The sequence below is a fragment of the Streptomyces sp. NPDC049887 genome, assembly GCF_040656535.1.
Classification (GTDB): domain Bacteria; phylum Actinomycetota; class Actinomycetes; order Streptomycetales; family Streptomycetaceae; genus Streptomyces.
This window is the reverse complement of sequence record NZ_JBFAMM010000009.1, coordinates 114,817-138,349: the sequence shown is the minus strand read 5'-3', so window position 1 is coordinate 138,349 and position 23,533 is coordinate 114,817. Positions and strand designations below refer to the sequence as shown.

16 protein-coding genes and 2 pseudogenes are annotated in these 23,533 nt (G+C 72.8%); 8 read left to right on the top strand and 10 right to left on the bottom strand.

From position 1 onward, the window contains the following. Nucleotides 1-155 precede the first annotated feature (155 nt). Nucleotides 156-1,262 carry an AI-2E family transporter gene (locus AB0J10_RS13985; RefSeq protein WP_363061194.1) on the top strand — a complete coding sequence of 369 codons (1,107 nt, stop codon included), beginning with the start codon at nucleotides 156-158 and terminating at the stop codon, nucleotides 1,260-1,262. On the opposite strand, the gene AB0J10_RS13980 is transcribed toward AB0J10_RS13985, so the two are convergent. Further along, nucleotides 1,184-3,367: a SpoIIE family protein phosphatase gene (locus AB0J10_RS13980; protein ID WP_363061192.1), complete on the bottom strand. Its 2,184-nt coding sequence runs from the start codon at nucleotides 3,365-3,367 to the stop codon at nucleotides 1,184-1,186. The two genes, AB0J10_RS13985 and AB0J10_RS13980, sit on opposite strands and share 79 nt — an antisense overlap. 188 nt (nucleotides 3,368-3,555) lie before the next feature. Between AB0J10_RS13980 and aspS the strand changes: the two genes are divergently transcribed. Together aspS and AB0J10_RS13970 are read left to right on the top strand one after the other, a co-directional pair. Continuing rightward, nucleotides 3,556-5,343, top strand: coding sequence for an aspartate--tRNA ligase (aspS, locus tag AB0J10_RS13975; RefSeq protein ID WP_363061190.1), 1,788 nt, complete (start codon nucleotides 3,556-3,558; stop codon nucleotides 5,341-5,343). Nucleotides 5,344-5,711: 368 nt separating this feature from the next. Continuing rightward, on the top strand, nucleotides 5,712-6,509 hold the full coding sequence (locus AB0J10_RS13970) for a L,D-transpeptidase family protein (RefSeq protein ID WP_363061188.1): 798 nt from the start codon (nucleotides 5,712-5,714) through the stop codon (nucleotides 6,507-6,509). Between the two features lie 277 nt (nucleotides 6,510-6,786). On the opposite strand, the gene metG is transcribed toward AB0J10_RS13970, so the two are convergent. Together metG and AB0J10_RS13960 are read right to left on the bottom strand one after the other, a co-directional pair. After that, nucleotides 6,787-8,403 (bottom strand): methionine--tRNA ligase, encoded by a 1,617-nt coding sequence (gene metG, locus AB0J10_RS13965; RefSeq protein ID WP_363061186.1) that lies wholly within the window; start codon nucleotides 8,401-8,403, stop codon nucleotides 6,787-6,789. 402 nt (nucleotides 8,404-8,805) lie between these two features. Further along, the gene (locus AB0J10_RS13960; protein ID WP_363061184.1) at nucleotides 8,806-10,494 is read right to left on the bottom strand and encodes a VWA domain-containing protein; all 1,689 of its coding nucleotides are present in this window, start codon (nucleotides 10,492-10,494) and stop codon (nucleotides 8,806-8,808) included. A gap of 316 nt (nucleotides 10,495-10,810) precedes the next feature. On the opposite strand from AB0J10_RS13960, the gene AB0J10_RS13955 reads away from it, so the two are divergent. Then, nucleotides 10,811-12,877: a PhoX family protein gene (locus AB0J10_RS13955; RefSeq protein ID WP_363061182.1), complete on the top strand. Its 2,067-nt coding sequence runs from the start codon at nucleotides 10,811-10,813 to the stop codon at nucleotides 12,875-12,877. Nucleotides 12,878-12,955: 78 nt separating this feature from the next. On the opposite strand, the gene AB0J10_RS13950 is transcribed toward AB0J10_RS13955, so the two are convergent. Continuing rightward, entirely contained in the window at nucleotides 12,956-13,918 is a 963-nt protein-coding gene (locus tag AB0J10_RS13950) for a hypothetical protein (protein WP_363061180.1), read from the bottom strand. Between the two features lie 21 nt (nucleotides 13,919-13,939). Continuing rightward, a complete protein-coding gene (locus AB0J10_RS13945) occupies nucleotides 13,940-15,415 on the bottom strand; it encodes an APC family permease (protein ID WP_363061178.1) in 1,476 nt (491 codons plus the stop codon). Nucleotides 15,416-15,572: 157 nt separating this feature from the next. Here AB0J10_RS13945 and AB0J10_RS13940 point away from each other — a divergent pair. Continuing rightward, a pseudogene (locus AB0J10_RS13940) lies at nucleotides 15,573-15,944 on the top strand (RNA-binding S4 domain-containing protein); the annotation flags it as partial. 190 nt (nucleotides 15,945-16,134) lie between these two features. Here the strand turns inward: AB0J10_RS13940 and AB0J10_RS13935 are convergent. The 4 genes from AB0J10_RS13935 to AB0J10_RS13920 all read right to left on the bottom strand — a co-directional run bounded on the left by AB0J10_RS13935 (nucleotide 16,135) and on the right by AB0J10_RS13920 (nucleotide 20,444). Then, complete coding sequence (locus tag AB0J10_RS13935; RefSeq protein WP_363061382.1) at nucleotides 16,135-18,048, bottom strand: FUSC family protein; 1,914 nt, start codon at nucleotides 18,046-18,048, stop codon at nucleotides 16,135-16,137. A 35-nt stretch (nucleotides 18,049-18,083) separates the two neighbouring features. Beyond that, nucleotides 18,084-19,037, bottom strand: coding sequence for an endonuclease/exonuclease/phosphatase family protein (locus tag AB0J10_RS13930; protein WP_363061176.1), 954 nt, complete (start codon nucleotides 19,035-19,037; stop codon nucleotides 18,084-18,086). A gap of 114 nt (nucleotides 19,038-19,151) precedes the next feature. Continuing rightward, on the bottom strand, nucleotides 19,152-19,610 hold the full coding sequence (locus AB0J10_RS13925; protein WP_363061174.1) for a hypothetical protein: 459 nt from the start codon (nucleotides 19,608-19,610) through the stop codon (nucleotides 19,152-19,154). A gap of 147 nt (nucleotides 19,611-19,757) precedes the next feature. Next, nucleotides 19,758-20,444, bottom strand: coding sequence for a TetR/AcrR family transcriptional regulator C-terminal domain-containing protein (locus AB0J10_RS13920; protein WP_363061172.1), 687 nt, complete (start codon nucleotides 20,442-20,444; stop codon nucleotides 19,758-19,760). A gap of 283 nt (nucleotides 20,445-20,727) precedes the next feature. Here AB0J10_RS13920 and AB0J10_RS13915 point away from each other — a divergent pair, with 283 nt between their 5' ends. Next, nucleotides 20,728-21,555: an MBL fold metallo-hydrolase gene (locus AB0J10_RS13915; RefSeq protein ID WP_363061170.1), complete on the top strand. Its 828-nt coding sequence runs from the start codon at nucleotides 20,728-20,730 to the stop codon at nucleotides 21,553-21,555. Between the two features lie 402 nt (nucleotides 21,556-21,957). Here AB0J10_RS13915 and AB0J10_RS13910 read toward each other — a convergent pair whose 3' ends face one another. Beyond that, a complete protein-coding gene (locus AB0J10_RS13910) occupies nucleotides 21,958-22,380 on the bottom strand; it encodes a hypothetical protein (RefSeq protein WP_363061168.1) in 423 nt (140 codons plus the stop codon). Nucleotides 22,381-22,660: 280 nt separating this feature from the next. On the opposite strand from AB0J10_RS13910, the gene AB0J10_RS13905 reads away from it, so the two are divergent. Both AB0J10_RS13905 and AB0J10_RS13900 read left to right on the top strand, forming a co-directional pair. Beyond that, nucleotides 22,661-23,038 (top strand): hypothetical protein, encoded by a 378-nt coding sequence (locus AB0J10_RS13905; protein ID WP_363061166.1) that lies wholly within the window; start codon nucleotides 22,661-22,663, stop codon nucleotides 23,036-23,038. A 48-nt stretch (nucleotides 23,039-23,086) separates the two neighbouring features. Beyond that, nucleotides 23,087-23,428 (top strand): annotated as a pseudogene (locus tag AB0J10_RS13900) (NAD(P)H-dependent oxidoreductase); the annotation flags it as partial. Between the last annotated feature and the right edge of the window lie 105 nt (nucleotides 23,429-23,533).

Here is a 23,533-nt window from a genome sequence, read left to right as displayed (position 1 = left end):
CGAGGGGCGGGACGGCTGCTTCCCCGAGGGGCGGTTCGCTCCCCGAGGCGGTTCCTCCCCCCGGGGGCGGCCGCCGCCCCGCATCCCTGACGAGCCGTCACCCGTCCGGACCCCACGGACGGGACGGGCCGCTCCGGGCGTGATCGGCTGGAGCCGTGCCGCCGCCGCAGACCCTTCTCCCCCGGACCGTGCAGCGTCTCGCCGCCTGGTGCGCCGTCGCGCTGCTCGTCGCCGGGGTCGCCGCCGTCGGCGTGTGGCTGATCGTCGAGTTCAAGACCGCCGTCACGCCCCTGCTGCTCGCGCTGCTGGGCACCGCGCTGCTCGGCCCGCTGCACCGGCGCCTGGTCAGGATGAAGGTGCAGCGTTCCCTCGCCGCCGGGATCACCTGCGCGGCCGTCGTCGCGGTCGTCGGCGGGGCGATGTACATCGTCGTCAACGCGCTGATCGAGTCCGGGGACCAGATCATCGCCTCCCTCAGGCGGGCCGCGGCGGATCTCGCCAGGCACTTCGGCGCCGCGGGTACCTCGCTGGACGACCTCGCGACCAACTCCAAGGAGCTGATCTCCAAGTTCGGCGGCACCGCCGCGTCCGGGGTGATCTCCGGGATCAGCGTCGTGGGCGAGATGATCGCCATCGCGGTCCTCGCCCTGCTGCTGATCTTCTTCTTCCTCCGTGACTCGGACCGTGCTGTGTCCACCCTGCGCTCCCTGGTGCCGCGGTCGACCGGCGACATGGCGGAGGCGATGGGACGGCGGGCGTTCGGGGCGGTCGAGGGCTTCATGCGGGGCACCACGTTCATCGCACTGATCGACGCCGTCTGCATCACCGTGGGCCTGCTGATCCTGCGGGTGCCCGGGGCGGTCGGACTGGGCGCGCTCGTCTTCGTCTTCGCCTACATCCCCTACCTGGGGGCCTTCATCTCCGGATCGATGGCCGTGCTCGTGGCGCTGGCCGACCGGGGCTTCGTGATCGCGCTCTGGGCGCTCGGCGTCGTCCTCGCCGTACAGGTGCTGGAGGGCCATGTGCTGCAGCCGATGATCCAGAGCCGTACCGTCCAGATGCATCCGGCCGTCGTGATGCTGGCGATCACCGCGGGCGCGGGCATCGCCGGAATCCTGGGGATGCTGCTGGCCGTGCCGCTGACGGCCGCCGCGTTCGGGATCGTCGGGGAGCTGCGCAGCCGCTACGAGGCCGTCGGCGAGCCCACGCAGGGCCCCGGCGGCACCGCCTCCGGGGGTCCTTCGCCCGGCCCGGGCTCGTAGAGCTCGAACCAGATCGCCTTGCCCTCACCCCTCGGGTCCACGCCCCAGATGTCGGCCAGCATCTCCATCAGCACCAGGCCCCGGCCGGACGACGCCAGCTCGCCCGGGCGCCGCTTGTGCGGCAGTTCGTCGCTGGTGTCCGAGACCTCCACGCGCAGCCGCCGGCAGCCGTGCGCCCCGGCCGCCTCCGCCACCATCAGCGCGTCCCCGTCGGTGTGCACGAGCACATTGGTGACCATCTCGGAGACCATCAGCACCGCCGAGTCGATCTGCTCGTCGTCGGCCCAGTCGTACAGCAGGTCCCGCATCTGGCGCCGCGCCACCGAGATCCGCTCCGGCTCGGCCTGGCGTACGGTCAGGACCGTGCGCCGCGGGGCCCGGCGGGCGGGCCTGCCGTGCCGGGACAGCAGCACGACCGCGATGTCGTCCTCGCGGCGGTCCGACAGCGGACCGGTCGTGTGGTGCGAGGCCGGCCCGTGCACGGCCTGCACCAGCGCGTCCGCGAGCTTCTCCAGCGAGCCGGCCTCGTCCCGGTGCTCCTCCAGCACGGACCGGATCCGTTCCCATCCGCTGTCCAGGTCGTGACCGCCGGTCTCCAGCAGCCCGTCCGTGCAGATCATGATCGTCTCGCCGGGCTCCAGCACGATCTGCGTCGTCGGGTAGTCGGAGTCGGGGTCGATACCCAGCGGCAGACCGCCGGCCGTGGGCCGCATGATCACCGTGCCGTCGGCCATCCTGATCGCCGGATCGGGGTGCCCCGCCCGGGCGATCTCGATAGTGCCGGTCGCCGGGTCGCACTCGAGGTAGAGGCAGGTCGCGAAGCGAGGGGCGGTGTGGCCGCCCACGGGGTCGCCGTCGTCGTACGCCTCGCTCTCCGTGTAGTCGTGCAGCCCGGCCAGGAAGCGGGAGGCCCGGGCCAGCACCGCGTCGGGGCGGTGGCCCTCGGAGGCGTATGCGCGCAGGGCGGTCCGCAACTGTCCCATCAGCCCGGCCGCCCGTACGTCGTGGCCCTGTACGTCGCCGATGACCAGGGCGATCCTTCCACCGCCCGCTCCCTCGGCACGGGAGCCGCCGGGCAGCGGGATCAGGTCGTACCAGTCGCCGCCGACCTGGAGTCCGCCGCCGGTCGGCACGTACCGGGCCGCCACCGACATGCCCGGGATGCCCGGCCCCAGCGACGGCATCATCGAGCGCTGCAGCCCCCGCGACAGCTCCCGTTCGCTCTCGGCCACCCCGGCGCGGGCCAGCGCCTGCGCCAGCATCCGGGCGACCGTGGTCAGGACCGAGCGCTCGTCGGGCGTGAAGGCGACGGGATGGCTGAACGCGGCCATCCAGGTGCCCATCGTGCGACCCGCGACGATCAGCGGCAGAAAGGCCCACGACTGCCTGCCGTAGACCTCGATCAGCGGCCACATCGTGGGGTACCGGTGCCGGTAGTCCTCCGGCGTCGGCACGTAGAGGGCCCGTCCGGTGCGGATGACCTCGGCGGCCGGGTACTCGGTGTCGAGCGGCATGTCGGCGAGCGGCCCGACCTCGTCGTAGCCGTGTTGCCCGAGCACCTTGAGCCGGTCCGCCGTGACGCCGAAGACGGCGAGCCCGTCCGGGGAGAAGCCCGGCATCGACAGCGACGCGGCGACCCGCAGCACCTCGGCGGTGGACCGGGCCTCGGCCAGCGCCCGTCCCGCGTCCAGCAGGAACGCCTCGCGGGAGCGTCGCCAGTCGCCGGTGACCGGGGTGTGCGCGCTCGTGCCCGGCTGCGGCTCCGGGACCTCCTGGATGGTGCCGAACAGGTGGTAGCCGTCGCCCTCCACCACCGGCCTGGACCGGCTGCGCACGGTGCGCAGCACCCGTCCCTCCACGTCGACGACCCGCACCCGGGACTCGGCGAGGGTCCCTTCGGCCACGGCGAGTCCGATGATGCCGCTGACCTCGTTCCAGTCGACGGGGTGCAGACGCGAGCGCACGGCCGAGGTGGTGTACGTGCCGCCCCCGCCGGGCAGCCCGAGCAGCCGGGCGGCCTCCGCGTCGAGGCTCACGGTCCCGGCCGTGTTGTCCCAGCGCCACAGGCCGGTCGCAATCGCGGCCAGGACGTCCTCGGTGCGCATTTTCCTACTGTATTCAGGTTGCTCCGGCCCACACCCGCTGGGTCGGAGGGTCCGGCCGGTCGCGGTGGGTCCGTGGTGCCGCCGCGGCCCCCGGCACCGCGCCGTAATCCGGGAGGGCGAGCACGGGCCGGGCGGTAACCTGGGTGGGTCCGCCCACATCCCCCACCGCGAAGACTGGATGAACGACGATGCATCGGTACAGGTCCCACACCTGCGGCGAGCTCCGCGCCTCTGACGTCGGCACCGACGTCCGGCTGAGCGGCTGGCTGCACAATCGCCGAGACCTGGGCGGCATCCTCTTCATCGATCTGCGCGACCACTACGGTCTGGTCCAGCTCGTCGCCCGTCCCGGCACCCCGGCCAACGAGGCCCTGAGCCACCTGTCCAAGGAGTCCGTCGTCCGCGTCGACGGCAAGGTCTCCGCCCGCGGCACGGACAACGTCAACCCGGACCTGCCGACCGGTGAGATCGAGATCGAGGTCACCGACGTCGAGGTGCTCGGCTCCTCGGCCCAGGTGCCCTTCACGATCAACACGGACGACGGCGTCAACGAGGAGCGGCGCCTGGAGTACCGCTTCCTGGACCTGCGCCGCGAGCGCATGCACCGCAACATCATGCTGCGCACCGCGGTCATCTCCGCCATCCGGCACAAGATGACCGCCCTCGGATTCAACGAGATGGCCACCCCGATCCTCACCGCGACCTCCCCCGAGGGCGCCCGTGACTTCCTGGTGCCGTCCCGGCTGAACCCCGGCAAGTTCTACGCTCTGCCGCAGGCGCCGCAGCAGTTCAAGCAGCTGCTGATGATCGCGGGCTTCGACCGTTACTTCCAGATCGCGCCCTGCTTCCGCGACGAGGACGCCCGCGCCGACCGCTCGCCCGGCGAGTTCTACCAGCTCGACATCGAGATGAGCTTCGTCGAGCAGGAGGACGTCTTCCGGCCGGTCGAGAGGCTGATGACCGAGCTGTTCGAGGAGTTCGGCGGCGGCCGCCACGTCACCTCGCCGTTCCCGCGGATCCCGTTCCGCGAGGCGATGCTCAAGTACGGCTCCGACAAGCCGGACCTGCGGGCGCAGCTGGAGCTCGTCGACATCACCGACGTCTTCGAGGGCTCGGAGTTCAAGGCGTTCGCCGGCAAGCACGTCCGCGCCCTCCCGGTACCGGCCCTCCAGGACCAGCCGCGGAAGTTCTTCGACCAGCTCGGCGAGTACGCCGTGGAGCAGGGCGCGAAGGGCCTGGCCTGGGTGCGCGTCGGTGACGAGGGCACGCTCTCCGGCCCGATCGCCAAGTTCCTCACCGAGGAGAACGTCAAGGTCCTCACCGAGCGTCTGGGCCTCAAGCCCGGTCATGCGGTGTTCTTCGGCGCCGGCGAGTTCGACGAGGTCTCCAAGATCATGGGCTCGGTGCGGGTCGAGGCCGCGCGTCGCTCCGGCCACTTCGAGGAGAACGTCTTCCGGTTCTGCTGGATCGTCGACTTCCCGATGTACGAGAAGGACCCGGAGACCGGGAAGCTCGACTTCTCGCACAACCCCTTCTCCATGCCGCAGGGCGGTCTGGAGGCCCTGGAGACCCAGGACCCGCTGGACATCCTCGGCTGGCAGTACGACATCGTCTGCAACGGCGTCGAGCTGTCGTCCGGTGCCATCCGGAACCACGAGCCCGACATCATGTTCAAGGCCTTCGAGATCGCGGGCTACGACCGTGAGACCGTCGAGCGCGAGTTCTCCGGAATGCTCCGCGCCTTCCAGTACGGTGCCCCGCCGCACGGCGGCATCGCCCCGGGCGTCGACCGCATCGTGATGCTGCTGGCCGACGAGCCGAACATCCGCGAGACCATCGCGTTCCCGCTGAACCAGAACGCGCAGGACCTGCTGATGGGCGCCCCCGCGGAGGTCGAGGAAGCCCGTCTGAAGGAGCTGCACATCGGCATCTACAAGGGGCCGGCGAAGCCGACGCCGTACAAGCCCACCAAGTGAGGCCGGTGCCGCACCCGCCCGCCCGGTGAGGGACGGGCCCGTTCCGCGGGCCCGAAGCAGGACCGGCGCCGGCGCGGCAGTGATCGCGCGAGGGCCCGGAACCATCGAGGACGCACAGCCACACGGCGTCCCCCGGTTCCGGGCCCTTCCGCGTTGTTTTCGTGCTCCTTCCGAGTCGTTCACGGCGCCGCGCCGACGACCGGCGGCACGGCAGCGGGAATGCACGCGAGGAGCCGTCGACGGCCCACCGGGACCCGGCCGCCAGGCGCGGGACGCCGCAGGGGCCGCCCGGACCGCACGCGCCGTGTGAACCGCCCGGACCGCCCGGCCGATCGCACCGCGCGAGGATCACGAGAGGACATCGCGGAGTGCTCAGCACCGTAATGACCAGAGCAGCGCTGCCACTGCTGGCCGCCGGACTGCTGCTCGGGGGCTGCGCGAAGCCCTCGGCGCCGCCCCCCGCCGCCGGCCCACTCCCCGCGGCGCCGGGCGCCGGAGCGCCGCACGCCGGCCCACCGGCCGGTTCCCCCGCGGCGCCGCACGCCGGCCCGCCCGCCGCCGATCGGGTGGGGCCCGCCCGGCTCCCCGGGCTCGGGCCCAGGACCAGCGAACTCGTTCCCGACGCCACCGGCCAGGCGTTCCTGGTGAGCGGGAGGTCGACGAACTCCAGCGAGTCCACGGCCACGCTCTACGAGCGCGACGAGGACGGGCGCTGGAAGGCCGTCGCCGGTCCGTGGCCCGCGCGCAACGCCCTGAAGGGGTGGACCGACGAGCACTGGGCCGGGGACCACCGCTCGCCGATCGGCGTCTTCGGGCTCACCGACGCCGGCGGCCGGCTGCCCGACCCGGGCACCGAACTCCCCTACCACCAGTCCGAGGAGTTCGTGGCCGTCGGCACCGGCTTCCGGGGCGAGCCCCTGCGGGGTTCCTTCGACTACGTCGTCGCGATCAACTACAACCGGGAATCCGGGCTCACCCCGCTCGACGAGCGTCGGCCGATGGGCTGGGACCGCGGCGGAGGCGTCTGGATCCACGTCGACCACGACGGTCCGACCCAGGGCTGCGTCTCGCTCGGGCTGGACCACATGGCCGACCTGCTGCGCCGGCTGGATCCGGACAAGCGGCCGGTGGTCGTGATGGGCGACAGCGCCTCACTGGCGCGCTGACCGGTCCGCGGGCCGACGTCGGGACCGCCGACCGGGTGGCGTGCCCGCCCGTCGCCCCGTCCGCCCGCTGCCGGGCGGACACGCCGCGGGGCCGATACGCGGACGGGCCGCGGGGCCGATACGCGGACACGCCACGGGCCGATACGCGGACGGGCCGGGGAAACCGTGTCTCCCCGGCCCTGCCATGCGCTCGGACGCGCCGCGGTCGGCGGTCCGGCGGGACGGTCGGGTGCGGGTGCGCACCCGGCGCGTCGGCTCCGGAGCCCTCCCGGGCTGTTCAGGACTTGTTGGGCTCCTCGAGACGCGGGAAGAGCACCGCGCCCTTCGTCACCGTCGAGCCGGCCGGCAGCCGGCCCCACTCCGCGGCGTCCTGGACCCGCTGGCCGGCCAGGGCGCCCAGCGACGCCTCCGCGCCCAGGGAGTCCCACAGCTTCCGCGAGGTGTCCGGCATGACCGGGTTCAGCAGCACGGCCACGGCCCGCAGCGACTCGGCCGCCGTGTAGAGGACGGTCGCGAGACGGGCGCGGCCCTCCTCGGACTCGTCCTTGGCGACCTTCCAGGGCTCCTGCTCCGTGATGTAGCCGTTGACCTGCTTCACGAAGTCGAAGACCGCCAGGATGCCGCCCTGGAAGTCCAGCTCCTCGCCGATCCTGCGGTCGGCCTCGGCCACGGCCTTCGCCAGGCCCTCCTGGACCGCCTTCTCGGCCTCGCCGTTCGCGGTGGCCCCGGGCAGCGAGCCGCCGAAGTACTTGCCCACCATCGCGGCGACCCGCGACGCCAGGTTGCCGTAGTCGTTGGCGAGCTCGCTGGTGTAGCGGGCGGAGAAGTCCTCCCACGAGAACGAGCCGTCCTGGCCGAACGCGATCGCGCGCAGGAAGTACCAGCGGTACGCGTCCACGCCGAAGTGCGAGGTCAGGTCCTGGGGCTTGATGCCGGTCAGGTTCGACTTCGACATCTTCTCGCCGCCGACCATCAGCCAGCCGTTGGCCGCGACCCTGCCGGGCACCGGAAGGCCCTGCGCCATCAGCATCGCGGGCCAGATGATCGCGTGGAAGCGGAGGATGTCCTTGCCGACGAGGTGGACGTCCGCGGGGAACGTGTCCGCGAACTTCGCCGGGTTCTCGTTGTAGCCGACCGCCGTCGCGTAGTTCAGCAGGGCGTCGACCCACACGTAGATGACGTGCTTCTCGTCCCACGGGATCGGGATGCCCCAGTCGAACGTCGACCGGGAGATCGACAGGTCCTGCAGCCCCTGCTTGACGAAGTTCACGACCTCGTTGCGGGCGGACTCGGGCTGGATGAAGCCGGGGTTGGCCTCGTAGAACTCCAGCAGCTTCGGACCGTACTCGCTCAGCTTGAAGAAGTAGTTCTCCTCCTTGAGGATCTCCACCGGCTTCTTGTGCACGGGGCACAGCTTCTCGCCGGCGTACTCCCCCTCGCCGTCCAGCAGCTCGCCGGGGAGCTTGTACTCCTCACAGCCCACGCAGTACGGGCCTTCGTACCCGCCCTTGTAGATCTCGCCCTTGTCGTACAGGTCCTGCACGAACTCCTGGACGCGGTCGGTGTGCCGGCGCTCGGTCGTGCGGATGAAGTCGTCGTTCGCGATCTCCAGGTGCTCCCAGAGGGGCTTCCACGCCTCCTCCACGAGCTTGTCGCACCACTCCTGCGGGGTGACGCCGTTCGCCTCCGCGGTGCGCATGATCTTCTGACCGTGCTCGTCCGTGCCGGTGAGGTACCACACCTTCTCGCCGCGCTGACGGTGCCAGCGCGTGAGCACGTCGCCTGCGACGGTCGTGTAGGCGTGGCCCAGGTGAGGAGCGTCGTTGACGTAGTAGATGGGGGTCGAGACGTAGTACGCCTTCGCCCCCTGCTTCTCGGATCCAGTGGCCGCCATGGTCGAAATCCTAACGGCCGCCGGAAGATCGACTCACACGCATAAGTCGCGTCCACCCGATCCGGGCGGGGGTGGGCCGCCCATCGGACCGCGCCTCCCGCGGCCCCGTGCGGAAGGCGCCGCTCCGCTGGTGGAGATCCCACCGGAACGACCGTTCCGGCGGGAAGGGGGGAGGCGGGTGCCGGTCGCGGAGGCGCGGAGGGCGAGGAGGTCCCGGCGGCGCCACCGGCTTGCGGAGAGCGGGTCTCGCCGTCGGCACCGCCCAGATCGGGGACGACCCTCTCTCCCACCCGGGCCCGCAGGCGTGGGGGCATCTCGGTGGGGGCAGGTCAGGGTGTGCTGCGGGCGCGGGCCCGTCCCCGCCGGTGCGGCCTTCCGGCCGACCCGGCGGGGACATGACGGTCAGCCGCGGCGGTCCAGCCACTTCGGGAACGCGCCCACCAGACCCTCGTACAGCTCCTCGTCGGTGAGCTCGCGGGGGTCCGGGCCGGCGTGGAAGAACGCCGCGTTCTCCACGGAGGCGTCGGCGTCGAGCTTGCGCAGGAAGTCGAAGCCCTTGGCGTCGTACTCCCCGAACGCCACGAACTGCCAGAACAGCGGCTTCCCGGCCGCCTCCGCCAGCGCCTGCCTGGCGGGCTGCCTGGCGTCGGGCGCGCCGTCGGTCTGGAAGACGACGAGCGCGGGGCCGTCGGCACCGGACTTCTCGAAGTGCGCGACGACCTCCTCGACGGCCCGGTGGTAGCTGGTACGTCCCATGCGTCCGAGGCCGGCGTGCAGTTCGTCGACGCGGCCCTCGTGCTCGGCGAGCGTCAGCTCGCCGGTGCCGTCGATGTCCGTCGAGAAGAACACGACGTGGACGGACGCGTCCTCGTCGAGGTGGGCGGCGAGCGCGAGGGTCTGCTCACCGAGCTGCTGTGCGCTGCCGTCCTTGTAGTACGGCCGCATCGACCCGGACCGGTCCAGCACGAGGTACACCTTCGCCCGCGCCCCGGTGGCCCCCGCCTCCTTGAGCACCGCCCCGGCCGCCTTGTACGCACCGACGAGCGCCGCGGCGCGCGCCTTGACGCGCGCGAGGGAGAAGGCGGGCTTGCCGTTGGCGGCAGCGGTGTCGTCGCTGGTGAGGGCGGTCGTGGTGGTGCCGGCCGCGTCGGCGGACTTCGCCTCGGCCCCGACGGCGGCGTCAGCCGCGGGGGCCGGGTCCGCGTCGGCGGCGGGTTCGGGCTTGCCCGCGGCCCCGTCGGGGGCAGGGGCTGTCTCGGCGCCGTCGGCGGCGGGCTCGGGCGTCGCGGGAGCGGTGTCGCCCGCGGTGGTGTCCGCCTCGGAGGCGACCGCGGCGGCGGGTTCCGCCTTCGCCGTACCGGTCGCGGTGTCCGCTCCGGTGGCCGGCTCCACGGCGTCGCTGATCGTGTCCGCTGCGGCCTCGGCCGCGTCTTCCTCGGCGGGCCTCGCAACCGCTGCGTCGGCGTCCGTGCCCGCCCCGGCCGCCGGATCGGTCCCGGCGGTCGTCGCACCGGAAACGGGCTCGGCCTCCCCCGTGCCGGTGCTGGCGTCGGCGGGAGCGGGCTCGTCCACGGTCGTCCCGGCCGTCGCCGCCCCGGCGGAGACGGCCGCATCGGCCGGGGCGGTCTCGGGCACCGCGCCGTCCGCGTCCTCGGTGGCCGGCTTCGTCTCCGCGTCCGCCGCGGGCGTTTCCGCCACGGGCGTCTCGGCGGCGGCTGACCCCGGGTCGCCGGCCGGGGCGGCCTCGGTCCCCGCAGCCGGGGCGGTCGCGGGGACCGAGACCGCAGCCGGGGCGGTCGCGGTGGGACCGTCCCCGGCAGGCTCGTCCTGCTCGGTCGCACCGGCCGGTTCCGTCCCCGCGGTCGCGTCCGGCGCCTTCTCGCCTGCCGCGGCGGCGTCCGTCGTGGACGGCGTCCGGGCCGGCGGGATCGTCGGGCGTGTGCCCGGGGGAGTGTCGAACGCCGCCGCCACCAGATCCGCCGCACGGTCCTGCGGGTTGGGGGCCTCGGCCTGGGGCGGGACGGAGGCGGGGACGGTGGGGGTCGTCGTGGAGGCCGGTGAGGACGACTCCGTACGCTCGCGTCCAAACACCTTTCGCAGCAAGCTCCGAATGCCCATGAGCGAGGCCTTTCGCGTGAATTGGGTGCGATCAATGTCCGCATTTTCCGGCATTGTCCGGCCCGGCTGTGGCAACGCCGCAGCTCCGGCCGGCGCGGACACGTAAGGTTAGCGGCCGCCTCTTCCGTACGGTCGCAAGCCCCTCCCGCGTCAAGAGCGCCCCGGTCGCTCCGGATTCATCCCCCGTTCACCTGGCTGCCGCCGCACTGCACACATGTGCCCCTACCGTCGCGGCCGGAGACATTCCGACACGATGTCGGCGCGGGGCGCCGAGGGGATTGGTGAAGACGTGCGCAGAATGCTGCCGCTCCTGAGCTCGAACCACGCGGGCGGTCGTTCCGCTCTGACCTGCCGGTACCGCTGTGGTGACGCCTGCTTCCACGAGGTGCCGAACACCAGCGACAACGAGTACGCCGGTGATGTCATCGCCGGGACGCTGTCGCGGCGTTCGATGATGCGCACCGCCGCTGTCGTGACCGTCGCCACCGCCGCCGGCGGCGCCGTCGTCGCGCAGAACGCGCCGTCCGCGCAGGCAGCCGCCGTGCCCGCCGCCGGTGACGCCCGTCACGGCGGACCCGGAGGCGGCACGAGCGAAGGCGCCCGCGGTCTGCGTTTCACCCCGGTCGAGCCCAACACCGCCGACAAGGTGACCGTTCCCGAGGGCTACACCCAGAACGTGGTGATCCGCTGGGGCGAGCCGATCCTGCGCGGCGCGCCCGCGTTCGACGCCGACCGGCAGACGGCCAGGGCACAGGCCGGCCAGTTCGGTTACAACAACGACTTCCTCAGCCTGCTGCCGCTGCGCGAGCACGGCCGCCAGGTGCTCGTGGCCAACCACGAGTACACGGACGAGCAGCTGATGTTCAAGGGCTACGACGCCGCCAACCCGACCCGCGAGCAGGTCGAGATCGCCTGGGCCGCGCACGGTCTCTCCGTGGTCGTCGTCCAGGAGGAGCGCAGGAGCGGCAAGCTCACGCCCGTCACCCGCCACTGGCTCAACCGCCGTCTGACGGCCACGAGCGAGTTCCGCCTCACGGGCCCCGCCGCGGGCAGCGCCCTGCTCAAGACGTCCGCCGACCCGACCGGCACCAAGGTCCTCGGTACGCTCAACAACTGCGCGGGCGGCACGACCCCCTGGGGCACCACGCTCCACGGCGAGGAGAACTTCAACCAGTACTTCGCCAACGGCACCAGCGCCACCGACAAGCGCTACGGCCTCACCTCCGGTGCCACCGAGCGCAAGTGGGAGCGCTTCGACAAGCGCTTCGACGCGGCCCAGGAGCCCAACGAGTCCCACCGCTTCGGCTGGGTGGTCGAGCTCGACCCGTACGACCCGGACTCCACGCCCCGCAAGCGCACGGCCCTCGGCCGCTTCAAGCACGAGGCCGCGCAGCCCCGGCTGACCCGGGACGGCCGCCCCGTGGTCTACATGGGCGACGACGAGCGCTTCGACTACTTCTACAAGTTCGTCTCGTCGAAGCGGATGAAGAAGGGCGACAGCCGGGCCGCCCGCGCGCACAACCTGACGCTGCTGGACGAGGGCACGCTGTACGTCGCCAAGCTCACCGGCGACTCCCCCCAGGACATCGACGGCACCGGCAAGCTCCCGAACGACGGCGAGTTCGACGGCAGCGGCGTGTGGATCCCGCTGGCCACCGGCGACGTCTCGCACGTCCCGGGCATGACCGCCGAGGAGGTGTACGTCTTCACCCGCATCGCCGGCGACAAGGTCGGCGCCACCAAGATGGACCGCCCCGAGGACGTCGAACCGAGCCCGCGCACCGGCCGCGTGTACGTCGCCCTGACCAACAACGGCGACCGGGGCAAGGCCGGCAAGCCGGGCGCGGACGAGGCCAACCCCCGCAACCTCAACAAGCACGGCCAGATCCTGGAGCTCGCCGAGCACTGGGACGACCCCTCCTCCGACGGCTTCGCCTGGCGGCTGTTCCTGGTCGCGGGCGACCCGGAGGACCCGGCCACGTACTTCGCCGGCTACCCGAAGGAGAAGGTCAGCCCGATCTCCTGCCCGGACAACGTGGCCTTCGACCCGCACGGCAATCTGTGGATATCCACCGACGGCGCCCAGCTCGGCTCGCACGACGGCCTGTTCGGCGTCGCGACGACCGGTGAGCGCCGGGGTGAGCTGAAGCAGTTCCTCACGGTGCCGAAGGGCGCCGAGACCTGCGGTCCGATCATCCAGGACCGCAGGGTGATCGTGGCGGTCCAGCACCCGGGAGAGGTCGACGGGGCGACCGTCGAGAAGCCCGCCTCCGTGTGGCCCGACGGACCGGGCCGCCTCGTGCGCCCGTCGGTCGTCGCCGTCTACCGCAAGGACGGCCGCGGCATCGGCGTCTGACCCCGGTGAGCCCCGTGGGTCCCGGCCGCTCCCGCCGGGCCCACGGGGGAGGCCGGGCTCCCGCGCCGGCCGGAGGCGTCAGTCCGCGGCGGTCGCCGCGCGGAACCGGGCGAACTGCTCGGCGGGATCGCCCGTGTACGACCAGGGGACCCGTGCCGCCCGCGTGCCCAGCATCGCGAACAGCCGGCGCGCCACGTCCGTCTCGCCCGCGTAACAGGCCGCGTGTGTGAGGTGGTTGAGTTCGCCCACCTCCTCGGGGAGGACCGGGCCAGCCGGCCGGCCGCCGATCCAGCGTTCCCAGGTGCGCCGCACCTCGGTCACCGCGAGCTCGTGCTTCCAGTGCCGGCCGAAGTCGCGGACCGGGGCCCGGCCTCGGGAGCCCTCCGCCACGTAACGGAACTCCTCCACCCGGGCGATCTGCACGAGCACCGGCAGCGGGGAGCCGGGCGGGGCCGCGCCCGCCGCGTCGCGGGCGACGTCGTACATCGAGCCGTGTGTGCCGTGCCAGCGCGCCGACCAGTAGCGCAGCAACTGCACGTGGCCCTCGATGTTGTCCGGGTCGCGCCGTCGCAACTCGTCCCACCAGGAACGCAGTTGACGCCGTCCGACACCGCCGTCGTAGAGCCGGGCGACCGTCAGCAGCGACACCCAGGGCATCGGGTCCGCGGGCGCCGCCTCGGCTGCACCGATGCAGGCCATCACCGCCACGTCGATCCGGTCGCGGTCCACGGCCGTGCCCCGGCCCCGCGCGATGGCGTCCTCGAAGACCCGGACCACCGCGGTCGCGGCGCGCAGCACGGCCGCGTCCGGGTTCTCCGGTTCGGCCGCCCACCAGGCCTCGACGGCCGAGGACCCAGCCGCGGCGTGCGAGAGCTGCCGCAGCCGGTGGGTACGGAGTGGCCAGTCCGGCCCGGTGGCGTGCAGCAGGTCGCGCACCCCCTGCCAGCGCCCGATCACGATGTCGTGGCGGGCCTCCGTCAGCGCGCGGTCACCGAAGTCCGGGTCGAGGACCGGCTCGAAGCGGCGGCGAGCAGCAACCATGTCCCAGCCTGCTTTCTTCGGTCAGAAGTCCGTCGCCATGGCGTCGCGAGGACCGTCGTGCCGGGCGGAGCCGGCACCGGAGTACGCGGCCTCCGCCTCGATGGCCCGTGCCGCGTCCAGCCTGGCGGGCCGGTAGTACGTGCTCCCCTGTCGCCAGTACCAGAGCATCGGGACCACCCCGGCTGCCAGCCCGCCGAGGCCGATCACGATCGAGGCGGTGCTCAGCTCGCTCAGCGACTCGAAGAAGATCCAGAACATGAAGGCCGAGCCGAGCAGCGGCCACGCCCCGCCGAGCAGGAAGTTCTTCACCGACGTCAGCACCATGCCGCGGTACGCGGCGACGGCGGCGATGCCCGCGAGTCCGTAGTACACCGCGATCTGCAGGGAGATGGCGTTCACCGCGTCGGCGAGGACGTCGCCGACCGAGCCGAGCGCCGTCGCGGCGAAGAGCATCACCAGCGCGACCGACCCCACCACGGCGATCGCGACCCACGGGGTGTTCCAGCGCTCGTGCACGGTGCCGAGGGCGGGGGGCATCGTGCGGTCCCGGCCCATCGCGAAGAGGGAGCGGGTGACCTGGATCAGGGTGGTCTCCAGGGTGGCCACCGTCGACAGCATCACCGCGACGATCAGCAACTTGCCGCCGACGCCGGGCCAGATCTCGTCGCCCAGCACGCCGAGGACGTTGCCGCTGCCCGCCCGGATCTGCTCCGAGGTGAGGATGACGTTGACGGCGACCGTGAACGCAACGAAGAGCAGCAGCACCACGCCGACGCCGACGAGGCTTGCGACACCGGCCGTCCTGCGGCTGTTGCGCGTCTCCTCGCTGAGGTTGCTGGTGACGTCCCAGCCCCAGTAGTAGAACGCGGCGATGAGCGCGCCCGAGGCGAACCCGGAGGCACCGTCGAAGTGCGAGAAGCCCAGCCAGGACCAGTCGAAGGCGACCGCTGAACCCTTGTGCAGGAGTGCGGCCAGCAGGAACAGCACCAGCACCAGCACCTCGACGCCGGTCATCAGCAACTGTGCCCGCACGGTCAGCCGTGCCCCGCCGAGGACCACCAGCAGCATCACCAGGAACCAGCAGGCGCCCACCAGGGCCGCCGGCCCGGTGTCGTCGGCGAGGCCCGGGTCGAAGAGCGCGAGGGTCATCGCACCGGCCGGCAGGGAGCCGGCCACCATGAAGATCGTCGCGGAGACGACCAGGGCCCAGCCGGAGAGGAAGCCGAGGAAGGGGTGGAGCGTGCGGCCCACCCAGGAGTAGCTGGCCCCGGCGTTGACGTCGATCCGGCCGAGGCGGCCGAAGGCCAGGACGATGCCCAGCATGGGTATCGCGCAGTACAGCAGTGCGGCGGGACCGGCCAGGCCCACGGCGCCCACCAGCACGGCGGTGGTCGCGGCGAGCGAGTAGGCGGGGGCGCTGCCGGCGACCGCCATCACGATGGTGTCGAACGTACCGAGGACGTTGGGCTGGAGCCCTCTGCCGGGGTTGCTGCTCATCGAATGTCCTTGTATGGCAGGGCATGTGGCGATGGATCAGGGTCTCGGCCGCGCTGAAGGGGTGGTTCCGCGACGGGGGACGGAGCGCATCGTAGTCGTCCGCCGTACCCTCGGTGGTATGGCGGAAGGCACAGGGGCCCCGGGGGCCGCGGAAGGCACCGTGCGGGTCGACAGCTGGATCTGGTCCGTGCGGCTGACCAAGACGCGTTCCCAGGCGGCGACGGCCTGCCGTGGAGGGCACGTCCGGGTCAACGGGGAGCGCGTCAAACCCGCGCACGCGCTGAAGTCCGGGGACGAGGTGCGCCTCCTCCACGCGGGCCGGGAACGGATCGTGGTGGTCTCCCGCATCATCCGCAAGCGTGTCGGGGCGCCCGCCGCGGTGCAGTGCTACGTGGACAACAGCCCGCCGCCCCCGCCGCGCGAACTCACCGCACCGACGGGCGTGCGGGACCGGGGTGCGGGCCGGCCGACCAAGCGCGACCGGCGGGAGATGGAGCGCCTCCACGGCCGCGGCCACCCGTCCCGGTGACGGGGAGGGGGACGCCGCCGGTCGGTGCCGGGTTCGGCCTGCGCCCGGCGGGGTGAGGCATCGCGGTTCGGCGCCCGGCACTAGGTCGCGGTGCCGCCGGCGGTCCGGCCGTGGGGGTGGTGCGTCTCACCGGTCGCCGTGGCACGGGCGCGGCGCCGGGGGCTCCCGTCCGGGCCGTCCGCCCACGACGTCAGGGACCGGGGGCATCGGGTGCCGGGGAGGGCGACGCGATCGTGCGGGCCGCCGTCACCTCCTGGCGCAGCGGTTCGAGGACGCCGGAGTCGTCGCCCTCCAGCGGCGCCCGCACCACGGACGGCTCCTCCCGGGAGCGGATGTCACCGGCGAGTTCGCGCAGGTTCCGCACGACCTCGTCGACCTCGTTCCGCGTGGGTGGCGGAGCGCCGTGGTCCACCCTGACCCGGGCCGCGGTCGTCGCGTCCGCGATCCGCTCGACGGCGACGACGAGCGGCCACCACGCGGCGGCTCGCGTGCCGGTGGGCGGCGGCTCGGTGAGCGCCCGCTGGAACTCCGAGCGCACGGCCGAGAGGTCCCGGTACAGCCGTCGCCGGGACCGCGCCCGCTCGCCCCGGTCCGCGTCGGCGCCGAGCGCCAGCGCCACATGGCTCGCGGCGTGGTCGACGGAGTCCGCGAGCCGGTCACCGATGCGGCTGTGCCAGCTCTCCGGCCACAGGAGGTACCCCGCGACCAGCGCGATCGCACAGCCGATCAGGCTGTCCACGAGCCGTGCCCGTACCAGCCCGATGCCCTGGCGGTTGAGCAGGTCGGACAGCAGCAGGATCACCGGGGTGATCGCCGCCGTCTGGAAGGCGTACCCCTTCGCCGAGAACGCGGGGATGAGGCCGCCGAGGAGGAACATGACGGGCACGTCCCACCAGCCGCGCGGCACCTCGGCAAGCACGGCGGCCGCGACCACCAGGCCCGCCACCGTCCCCAGCCCGCGTCCCACCGCGCGGGAGAAGACCGAGCCGAAGTCCGGCTTCATGACGAAGGTGACGGTGAGGGCGACCCAGTAGGACCGGTCCAGTTCCACGATCGAGACCAGCGCCTGGGCGAGGCCGATGCAGAGCGCGAGGCGCAGCCCGTAGTGCCAGGACGCCTCGGAGAACAGCACGTCGCGCGCCGTGCGGCGGGCGCGGATCCCGAGCGCGGCGGGTCTGCCGAGGCGGTCGTCGACGTTGTGGGGATCGGGGTCCGGCCCCAGGACGACGGTCGTCGCGTGCCGCAGCGAGTGGTCGACCGCGCGCTCGGTGGGTGTGGCGGGCCGTGGCAGGTGCGGCTCGTACGGGCCCGTGCGGCCGTGCTCGACGGCGTCTGCGAGCGTCCGTACCGCCGCGGGGATCGCGGCGGGCAGCGGGTGGCCGCGCTGGTGTGCGGCGGGGGCCGCCTCGACCACCGGGACCAGGGCGTTGAGCTGCGCCAGCAGCCGGACCAGCGTGGGATTGCGGCCGTGGTCGCGGGCGCGGCGGGCGAGGATCAGGTCGTACGAGTCGTCGAGCGACTGCGTGACGGCCCGGCGGCGCTCGTCGTACGTGCTCCCGCCGGCCGCCGCCAGCAGGTCCGCGACCGCCCGGTAGGCGCGGGCGACCGCCGACCGCTCGGGCGCGCCACCGCGCAGCGGCCAGCCGAGCAGGGCCAGCGCGAGCACGAACAGACCGCCGAGCCCGAGGAGCAGTGGAGCCGTCCACCAGGGCCGGGGCAGCGGCAGTCCCGACCCGATGACCGCGTTGAGCAGCAGCAGTAGTCCGGAGGCCGAGGCGACCGCGCCGATCGACGAGATCATTCCGGAGACGAGGGCCACGATCGTGAGGACGGCGACGGTGACCCACCCCTGGGCGTACACCAGCGTGCCGAGTGTGACGCCGACGGCTCCGAAGACCTGGGGCACGGCGATGTTGAAGATCCGCATCCGGTAGGCGTCGGCGGTGTCGCCGATGACTCCCGAGAGGGCGCCCATCGACACCAGCGCCCCGTACACCGGCCGGTCCACGGCGAAGCCCAGGGCCAGCGGAGCCGACAGCGCCACGGCGGCGCGGGCGACCGCCGCCCGGTTGACCGGTGTGGGCTGCGGGCGCAGCCCCGACACCAGCCACGCCGGCGGCGTCAGCCGTACCCGCTCCTTCACGGTCCCCCCTTGTGCAGGTCGAGAGCGACGAGCAGCGCGCGGTGGTCCGTTCCCCTGAGGTCGAGGAACCGCGCGCCGCGTACGCCGAAATCATCGCTCACCAGCACATGGTCGATCTGTGTGCCCAGCGGTCGGGGTGCGGCGGCCGGCCAGGACGGGGTGCGGAATGCGCCGCCGAGCCGGGCGCTGTCGTGCAGCCCGCCCGCGTCGAGGACCCGGCGGAAGGCGGCGTGGTCCTGGCCGGCGTTGAAGTCGCCCGCGAGGATGGCCGGGGTTCCCCGGCTGCCGGACGCCCAGGCCCGTACCCGGTCCAGGCCCGCCCGCCAGGCGCCGAGTCTGCCGGGGACGGGCGGCAGCGGGTGGGCGAGCTGCAGCCGGACCGTGCGCCCGCCGAGGGGCGTCTCGGCGCCCGGCATGGCGAGCGTGCCCGGGATCCCGGCGGTGCCGCTGAGCGGATACACGGAGAGGATCGCGGAGCCCGCCGCGAGGTCGCCCTCCACGATCCGGCGGTACGGGTAGTCCCGGCGCGGGACGCCCGACGCGAGCGAGGCGGAGCAGCCGCGGTCGCATTCCTGGACGAAGACGAGGTCGGGGCGCTCGCGCCGGACGGTGGCGATCAGGTCCGGGGTGGCCCGCCCGAACTCCACGTTGGCGGTGAGCACGTCGAGCCGGGCGACGACGGGCCCGCGCGGCGGTCCGGGCTCCGGGCCGTAGGGCCGCACGAACCAGCCCGTGACGGCGAGCACGGCCGGCGCCCAGACCAGGAGCACCGGTCGACGGGCGAACGCGGCCGGCAGCAGGGCGAGTCCGGCCGGCAGCAGCAGCCACGGCAGGAACGCGAGCAACTGCGGCACGGGCGTGGGGCCGTCGACGTCGAGCGCCCGGCAGCCGACGACCACCGACACCACGGCGAGCAGTGCTCCCGCGGTCCACGCGGCGGCGCTCCGCACTGCGATTCCCGGCTCCATGTCGGGCCAACGCGCAACTGCCCGGCAGAGTTCGGCACGGGACGGCGGCCCGCCGGTCCGGTCGGCCTACGGGACCCGGAGCCGCGTGCCGGGCCCTCAGTGCCGGACCGCCTGCCCGATCTCGGCCGGCGGTGTACCGGACAGGTCCCGATGGGTCTGCGCCGTCGCCGACTTCGTGCCGCCGGGCGGAACCGCGTCGATCGACACGACGGTCGCGTCGAGCAGATTCCCGCTGCTGTCCTTCCAGTTGACCAGGACCGTGTAGTCGGCGGCCTTGTCGGTGGGGTTCGTCGCGGTGATCTCGTTGGTGAGGCGGTTGTTCACGGCCTCCGTGGGCCCGGCCTTGACATCGGCCTTGGCGTTCAGACCGCCCTTGACCTTCGCCATCTCGGAGGCCGCTGCCGCCGTCGCCGACTCGACGGCCTCACCCGCCTTGGACGCCACCGACTTCGGCGTCTCGCCACTGTCGTTCGAACAGCCGGTCATCCCTGCCGCGAGCGCGACGGCGGCCGCGGCGGCCATGACGGCGTTCCGTGTGCCATGGCTCGATCTCATACGCACCAGAGTGCGCCCCCGGCCCGGGTTCGGCCACTCGGTGGACCGGTGCGGGGGCCGGACCGCGGCTCCCGCCTGCGCCGGCACGGGTTCTGCCGAGCCGTGGGACCGGTGGCGGGCCGTGGCCCGCGGAGCCGGCCGGCCGCGTCAGTCCTGCGCCACCGGGGCCAGTCCGCGCAGTGCCGAGATGAGCAGTTCGACGCCGAAGGCGAACTCGGCCTCGTGGTCGTTCACGGCCAGGATCGGTGCGACCTTCGCGACGGCGGGGAAACCGGAGCCGGCGAAGTAGGCGGTGCGGGTGGCCACTCTCTCGTCCGGGCCCCGGCTCTCGCGGCCCGATCCCGGTGCGCTGCGGACCTCCTGCAGAAGGGTGCCGACCTGGAAGGAGATGAACAGCCGCAGCACATGCACCGCGATCTCCTCGTCGAAGCCGTGGTCGAGCATCATCGCGATCATCGTGTCCACCGGCGCGAGCGCGGTGGGGGTGGACAACTGCCGCATCAGCACGAGTTCACAGGCCCGCGGATGGCGCAGGGACGCCCTGCGGAAGCCGTACGCGATGTCGCGGATGCCCTCCTCCCAGCCACCCGTCACCCGGCGCGGCATCCGCATGTCGGTGGTGATGAAATCGGTCACCCCGTCCAGGATGTCGTCCTTGCTCCGCACGTGGTTGTAGAGGGACATGGCCTGGACGCCGAGGCGGGCCGCGATACGGCGCATGGACAGCGCCTCCACGCCCTCCTCGTCGATGATCACCAGTGCCGCCCCGACGATCCGGTCCCGGCTCAACGGCTCGCGAGGTCCGGGGACTTCAGGTCGTGCTCCTCGGGCCATGAACGAGGCTCCTCTTTCGGGTGGCTACGTGCGGTAACGCTTGACGACTTACAGCGTAAGTGCTTCGCTCCTGTCTCGTACTTACGGTGTAAGTGGCGCAACTGCTGTGGAGGCAGGGCGAGATGCAAGACGGAACGGCCGCGCACGACGCGGCCGTCCGTATGAGCGCCTTCCGGGACCGGAGCCACGAGCGAACGGTCCGCCGAGCACAACAGCACGGCCACCATCCTCTCCCAGCCCGGCCGCCTCGCGCCGGGTATCCCCCTGTGAGCAGGAGGCACAGATGTCTGTGCGTACGACCCCGACCCGTCAGCGGCGCTCGGCCATCACCATCCACCACCTCGACTGCGCGCCGATGCGCCCCCTGGGCGGTGGCCCGCTCGTGGCGCACTGCCTGCTGATCGCGACCGGGAGCGGGCTCGTGCTCGTCGACACCGGCCTCGGCGCCGCGGAGGTGTCCGATCCCCGGCGGCTCGGCACTCTCTTCCGCCGCACGATGCGGCCGGAGCTGGACCTGTCGCGCACGGCCGTCCACCAGGTCCGGGCACTGGGCTACGACCCGTACGACGTCAAGGACATCGTTATCACCCATCTCGACCTGGACCACGCCGGCGGTCTCGCGGACTTCCCGCACGCCCGGGTCCACGTGATGGCCGACGAGTATCGCGCGGCCATGCGCCGCGACACCCGCCTCGACGCGAACCGCTACCTGCCCGCCCAGTGGGCGCACGGCGTCGACTGGGTCGTCCACGACCACGCGGACTCGGACTGGATGGGCTTCCCGGCCTCCCGGGTGCTGCGCGCCCCCGACATCCTGCTGGTGCCGCTGCCCGGCCACACCCGCGGCCACAGCGCGGTAGCGGTCCAGGAGCCGGACCGCTGGCTGCTGCACGCGGGCGACGCCTATTTCTTCCACGGCGAGATCGACCTGCGCCGCCCGCGCTGCCCCCGGCCGCTCGCGCTGCACCAGCGGCTCGTCGCCGACGACCACGAGATGCGCCTGGGTCAGCTGGAGCGGCTGACGCGACTGCGCCGGGCCCATCCACGGCTCGTGCGGATCTTCTCGTCGCACGACCCGTTCGAGTTCGAGCTGATGGCGAACGGCGGCTGATGAACCGGGCGGGACCCCGGATTCGGGGCCCAGGGCGGTGGACGGCCACGACCGGCTGGAGCACGGCACCCGGCGGGCCACCACGCCCCGACTCGCCCTCGCACGCCGGCTCCTGACCGACGGCCGGTCCGCGGAAGCGCCCGCTCCCCCGGGCGCCGACACGCGGGGGGACGCCGAGGGGGCGCTCGGAGTGTTCGAGCCCCCTCGGCGTGTTTGCCCGTGCCCGTTCCGGTACTCGTGCCCGTGGCGCGTTCCGTCCGCGGCCGGTACTTGCGCCACGGCGGCACGACAGGCTCCCGGTGCGCGGTGCGCGGTGCGCGGTGCGTGGTGCGCGGTGTGTGAAGCCGGGCACCTCGGTCCTCTCGGGGTCCGTGGCAGCCATCCAACGGACGGATCGCCCGGTCAGGCCGCGGTGCGCGACTCCGTGGTGACCAGCGCCCAGATGATGAACACCGAGATGGCCATCGAGAAGATCGCCCACACCGGCTGGTAGGGCAGGAAAAGGAACTGGACGATGATGTTCAGCGATGCCAGGGCGACGCCCAGATAGCGCGCCCATTCCATGTTCTTGAGGATCCCCCAGCCGGTGACCGCCACCAGGATCCCGAGGACCAGATGGACCCAGCCCCAGGCGGTGAGGTCCCAGGAGAAGACGTAGCTGCCCACCCGGGCATAGACCTCGTCCTCGACGATCCCGGCAATCCCCTCGAAGATGCTGATGATGCCCGTGACCATCATCAGGACGCCGGCGAAGAGCGTGCCCCCTGCCGCCCAGCCGGCGTCCGGACCCGCTCCGGGCGTGCTCCGTGCAGTGTGTTGGCTCATGGCGTCAGCATGGGCCGGACGGTCGATCACGGACATTTCTGATGAGCCGTTCGTGGTACGCACGCGGGCGGCGGCGGAACCCGGCGGGAGGCCCCGCGCCGTCGGAGGTCCGGTCCCGTCCGCGCGGGTCCCGTCCGCGCCGGCTGCACCGGGGGGCGGCGGGCGTGCCACCGGTCCCGGGTCGGGGACCCGGCGCTCCCGCCTGATCCACTTGCCGCACCCGCCACCCGGGTGTGCGCTGGTGGGAAGGGGAACCGGGGGCAGCGGAAGGAGCTCTGCCATGGTCCACGCGGCGGTGCCCGAGCGGCACCACGGCACCACCCTCGGCATCGTGTTGCCGGCCGTGATCGGCGTGATCTACGGCCTCTACACGTCCTTCATCGCCCGCATGTCCGGAGAGTCCGCGGGTGCGCAGTTCGCGATCGGGCTCATCTCCTGCCTGGTGATCGCCGGGCTCTGCTACGCGCTGGGCCGCTACCAGCACAACCTCCCCCGGGAGCTGCGCGCGGTGGCGTACGCGGCACTCGTCGGCTGCTCCGTCGGCTACCTCAACAGCCTGTCCGGCGACAGCATCCTCACGTCGGTCGTGCTGTCCGTGATCATCGCGGCGGCCACGTTCTGCGTGATGTTCTACACCTTCTACGTGCACGAGGACTGATCTCCCCCCGCCCCGGGGCACCTCGCGGGGCGCCTTCGCGCCCCGCCTTCCCACGCCGACGGGTTCGTCGTCGTCACGCCGGAGTGCAACCGCCCGCTCCCGGCCTCGCTCAGGCAGGCCGTCGACCACGCGCCCGACGCATGGCGGGCCGGGCCGGTCGCATCGGTGAGCCACGGCCACGGTTCGCGCGGACTGTACGCGGTCGAACAGCTGCGGTCCGTATTCACCGAGCTGCATGCGGTGAGTTTGCGCCACGGCGTCGGTCTGAACCTCCTGGACGACCTCTTCGAGCAGGACCGGCACCGGTCCGTGGGACCGATGCTCGACGAGCTCGCCCGGCGGGGCCTCGCGCTCCGCGATGTGCGTGCCGCCCGGCCGTACATATCCTGACGCCCCTCCCGGACCCTGACGCCCACCGACCCGAACGCCCCCGCCCACCCGAACGCCCCCACCGAATCGACCGGACCGCCCCTGCCCCGACCGTCCCTGCCGTCC

Coding starts and splice junctions, on each gene's coding strand:
- AB0J10_RS13980 (WP_363061192.1), bottom strand. CDS start 3,367: ATGCGCACCGAGGACGTCCTGGCCGCGATTGCGACCGGCCTGTGGCGC.
- aspS (WP_363061190.1), top strand. CDS start 3,556: ATGCATCGGTACAGGTCCCACACCTGCGGCGAGCTCCGCGCCTCTGAC.
- metG (WP_363061186.1), bottom strand. CDS start 8,403: ATGGCGGCCACTGGATCCGAGAAGCAGGGGGCGAAGGCGTACTACGTC.
- AB0J10_RS13950 (WP_363061180.1), bottom strand. CDS start 13,918: ATGGTTGCTGCTCGCCGCCGCTTCGAGCCGGTCCTCGACCCGGACTTC.
- AB0J10_RS13945 (WP_363061178.1), bottom strand. CDS start 15,415: ATGAGCAGCAACCCCGGCAGAGGGCTCCAGCCCAACGTCCTCGGTACG.
- AB0J10_RS13925 (WP_363061174.1), bottom strand. CDS start 19,610: ATGAGATCGAGCCATGGCACACGGAACGCCGTCATGGCCGCCGCGGCC.
- AB0J10_RS13920 (WP_363061172.1), bottom strand. CDS start 20,444: ATGGCCCGAGGAGCACGACCTGAAGTCCCCGGACCTCGCGAGCCGTTG.
- AB0J10_RS13915 (WP_363061170.1), top strand. CDS start 20,728: ATGTCTGTGCGTACGACCCCGACCCGTCAGCGGCGCTCGGCCATCACC.
- AB0J10_RS13910 (WP_363061168.1), bottom strand. CDS start 22,380: ATGAGCCAACACACTGCACGGAGCACGCCCGGAGCGGGTCCGGACGCC.
- AB0J10_RS13905 (WP_363061166.1), top strand. CDS start 22,661: ATGGTCCACGCGGCGGTGCCCGAGCGGCACCACGGCACCACCCTCGGC.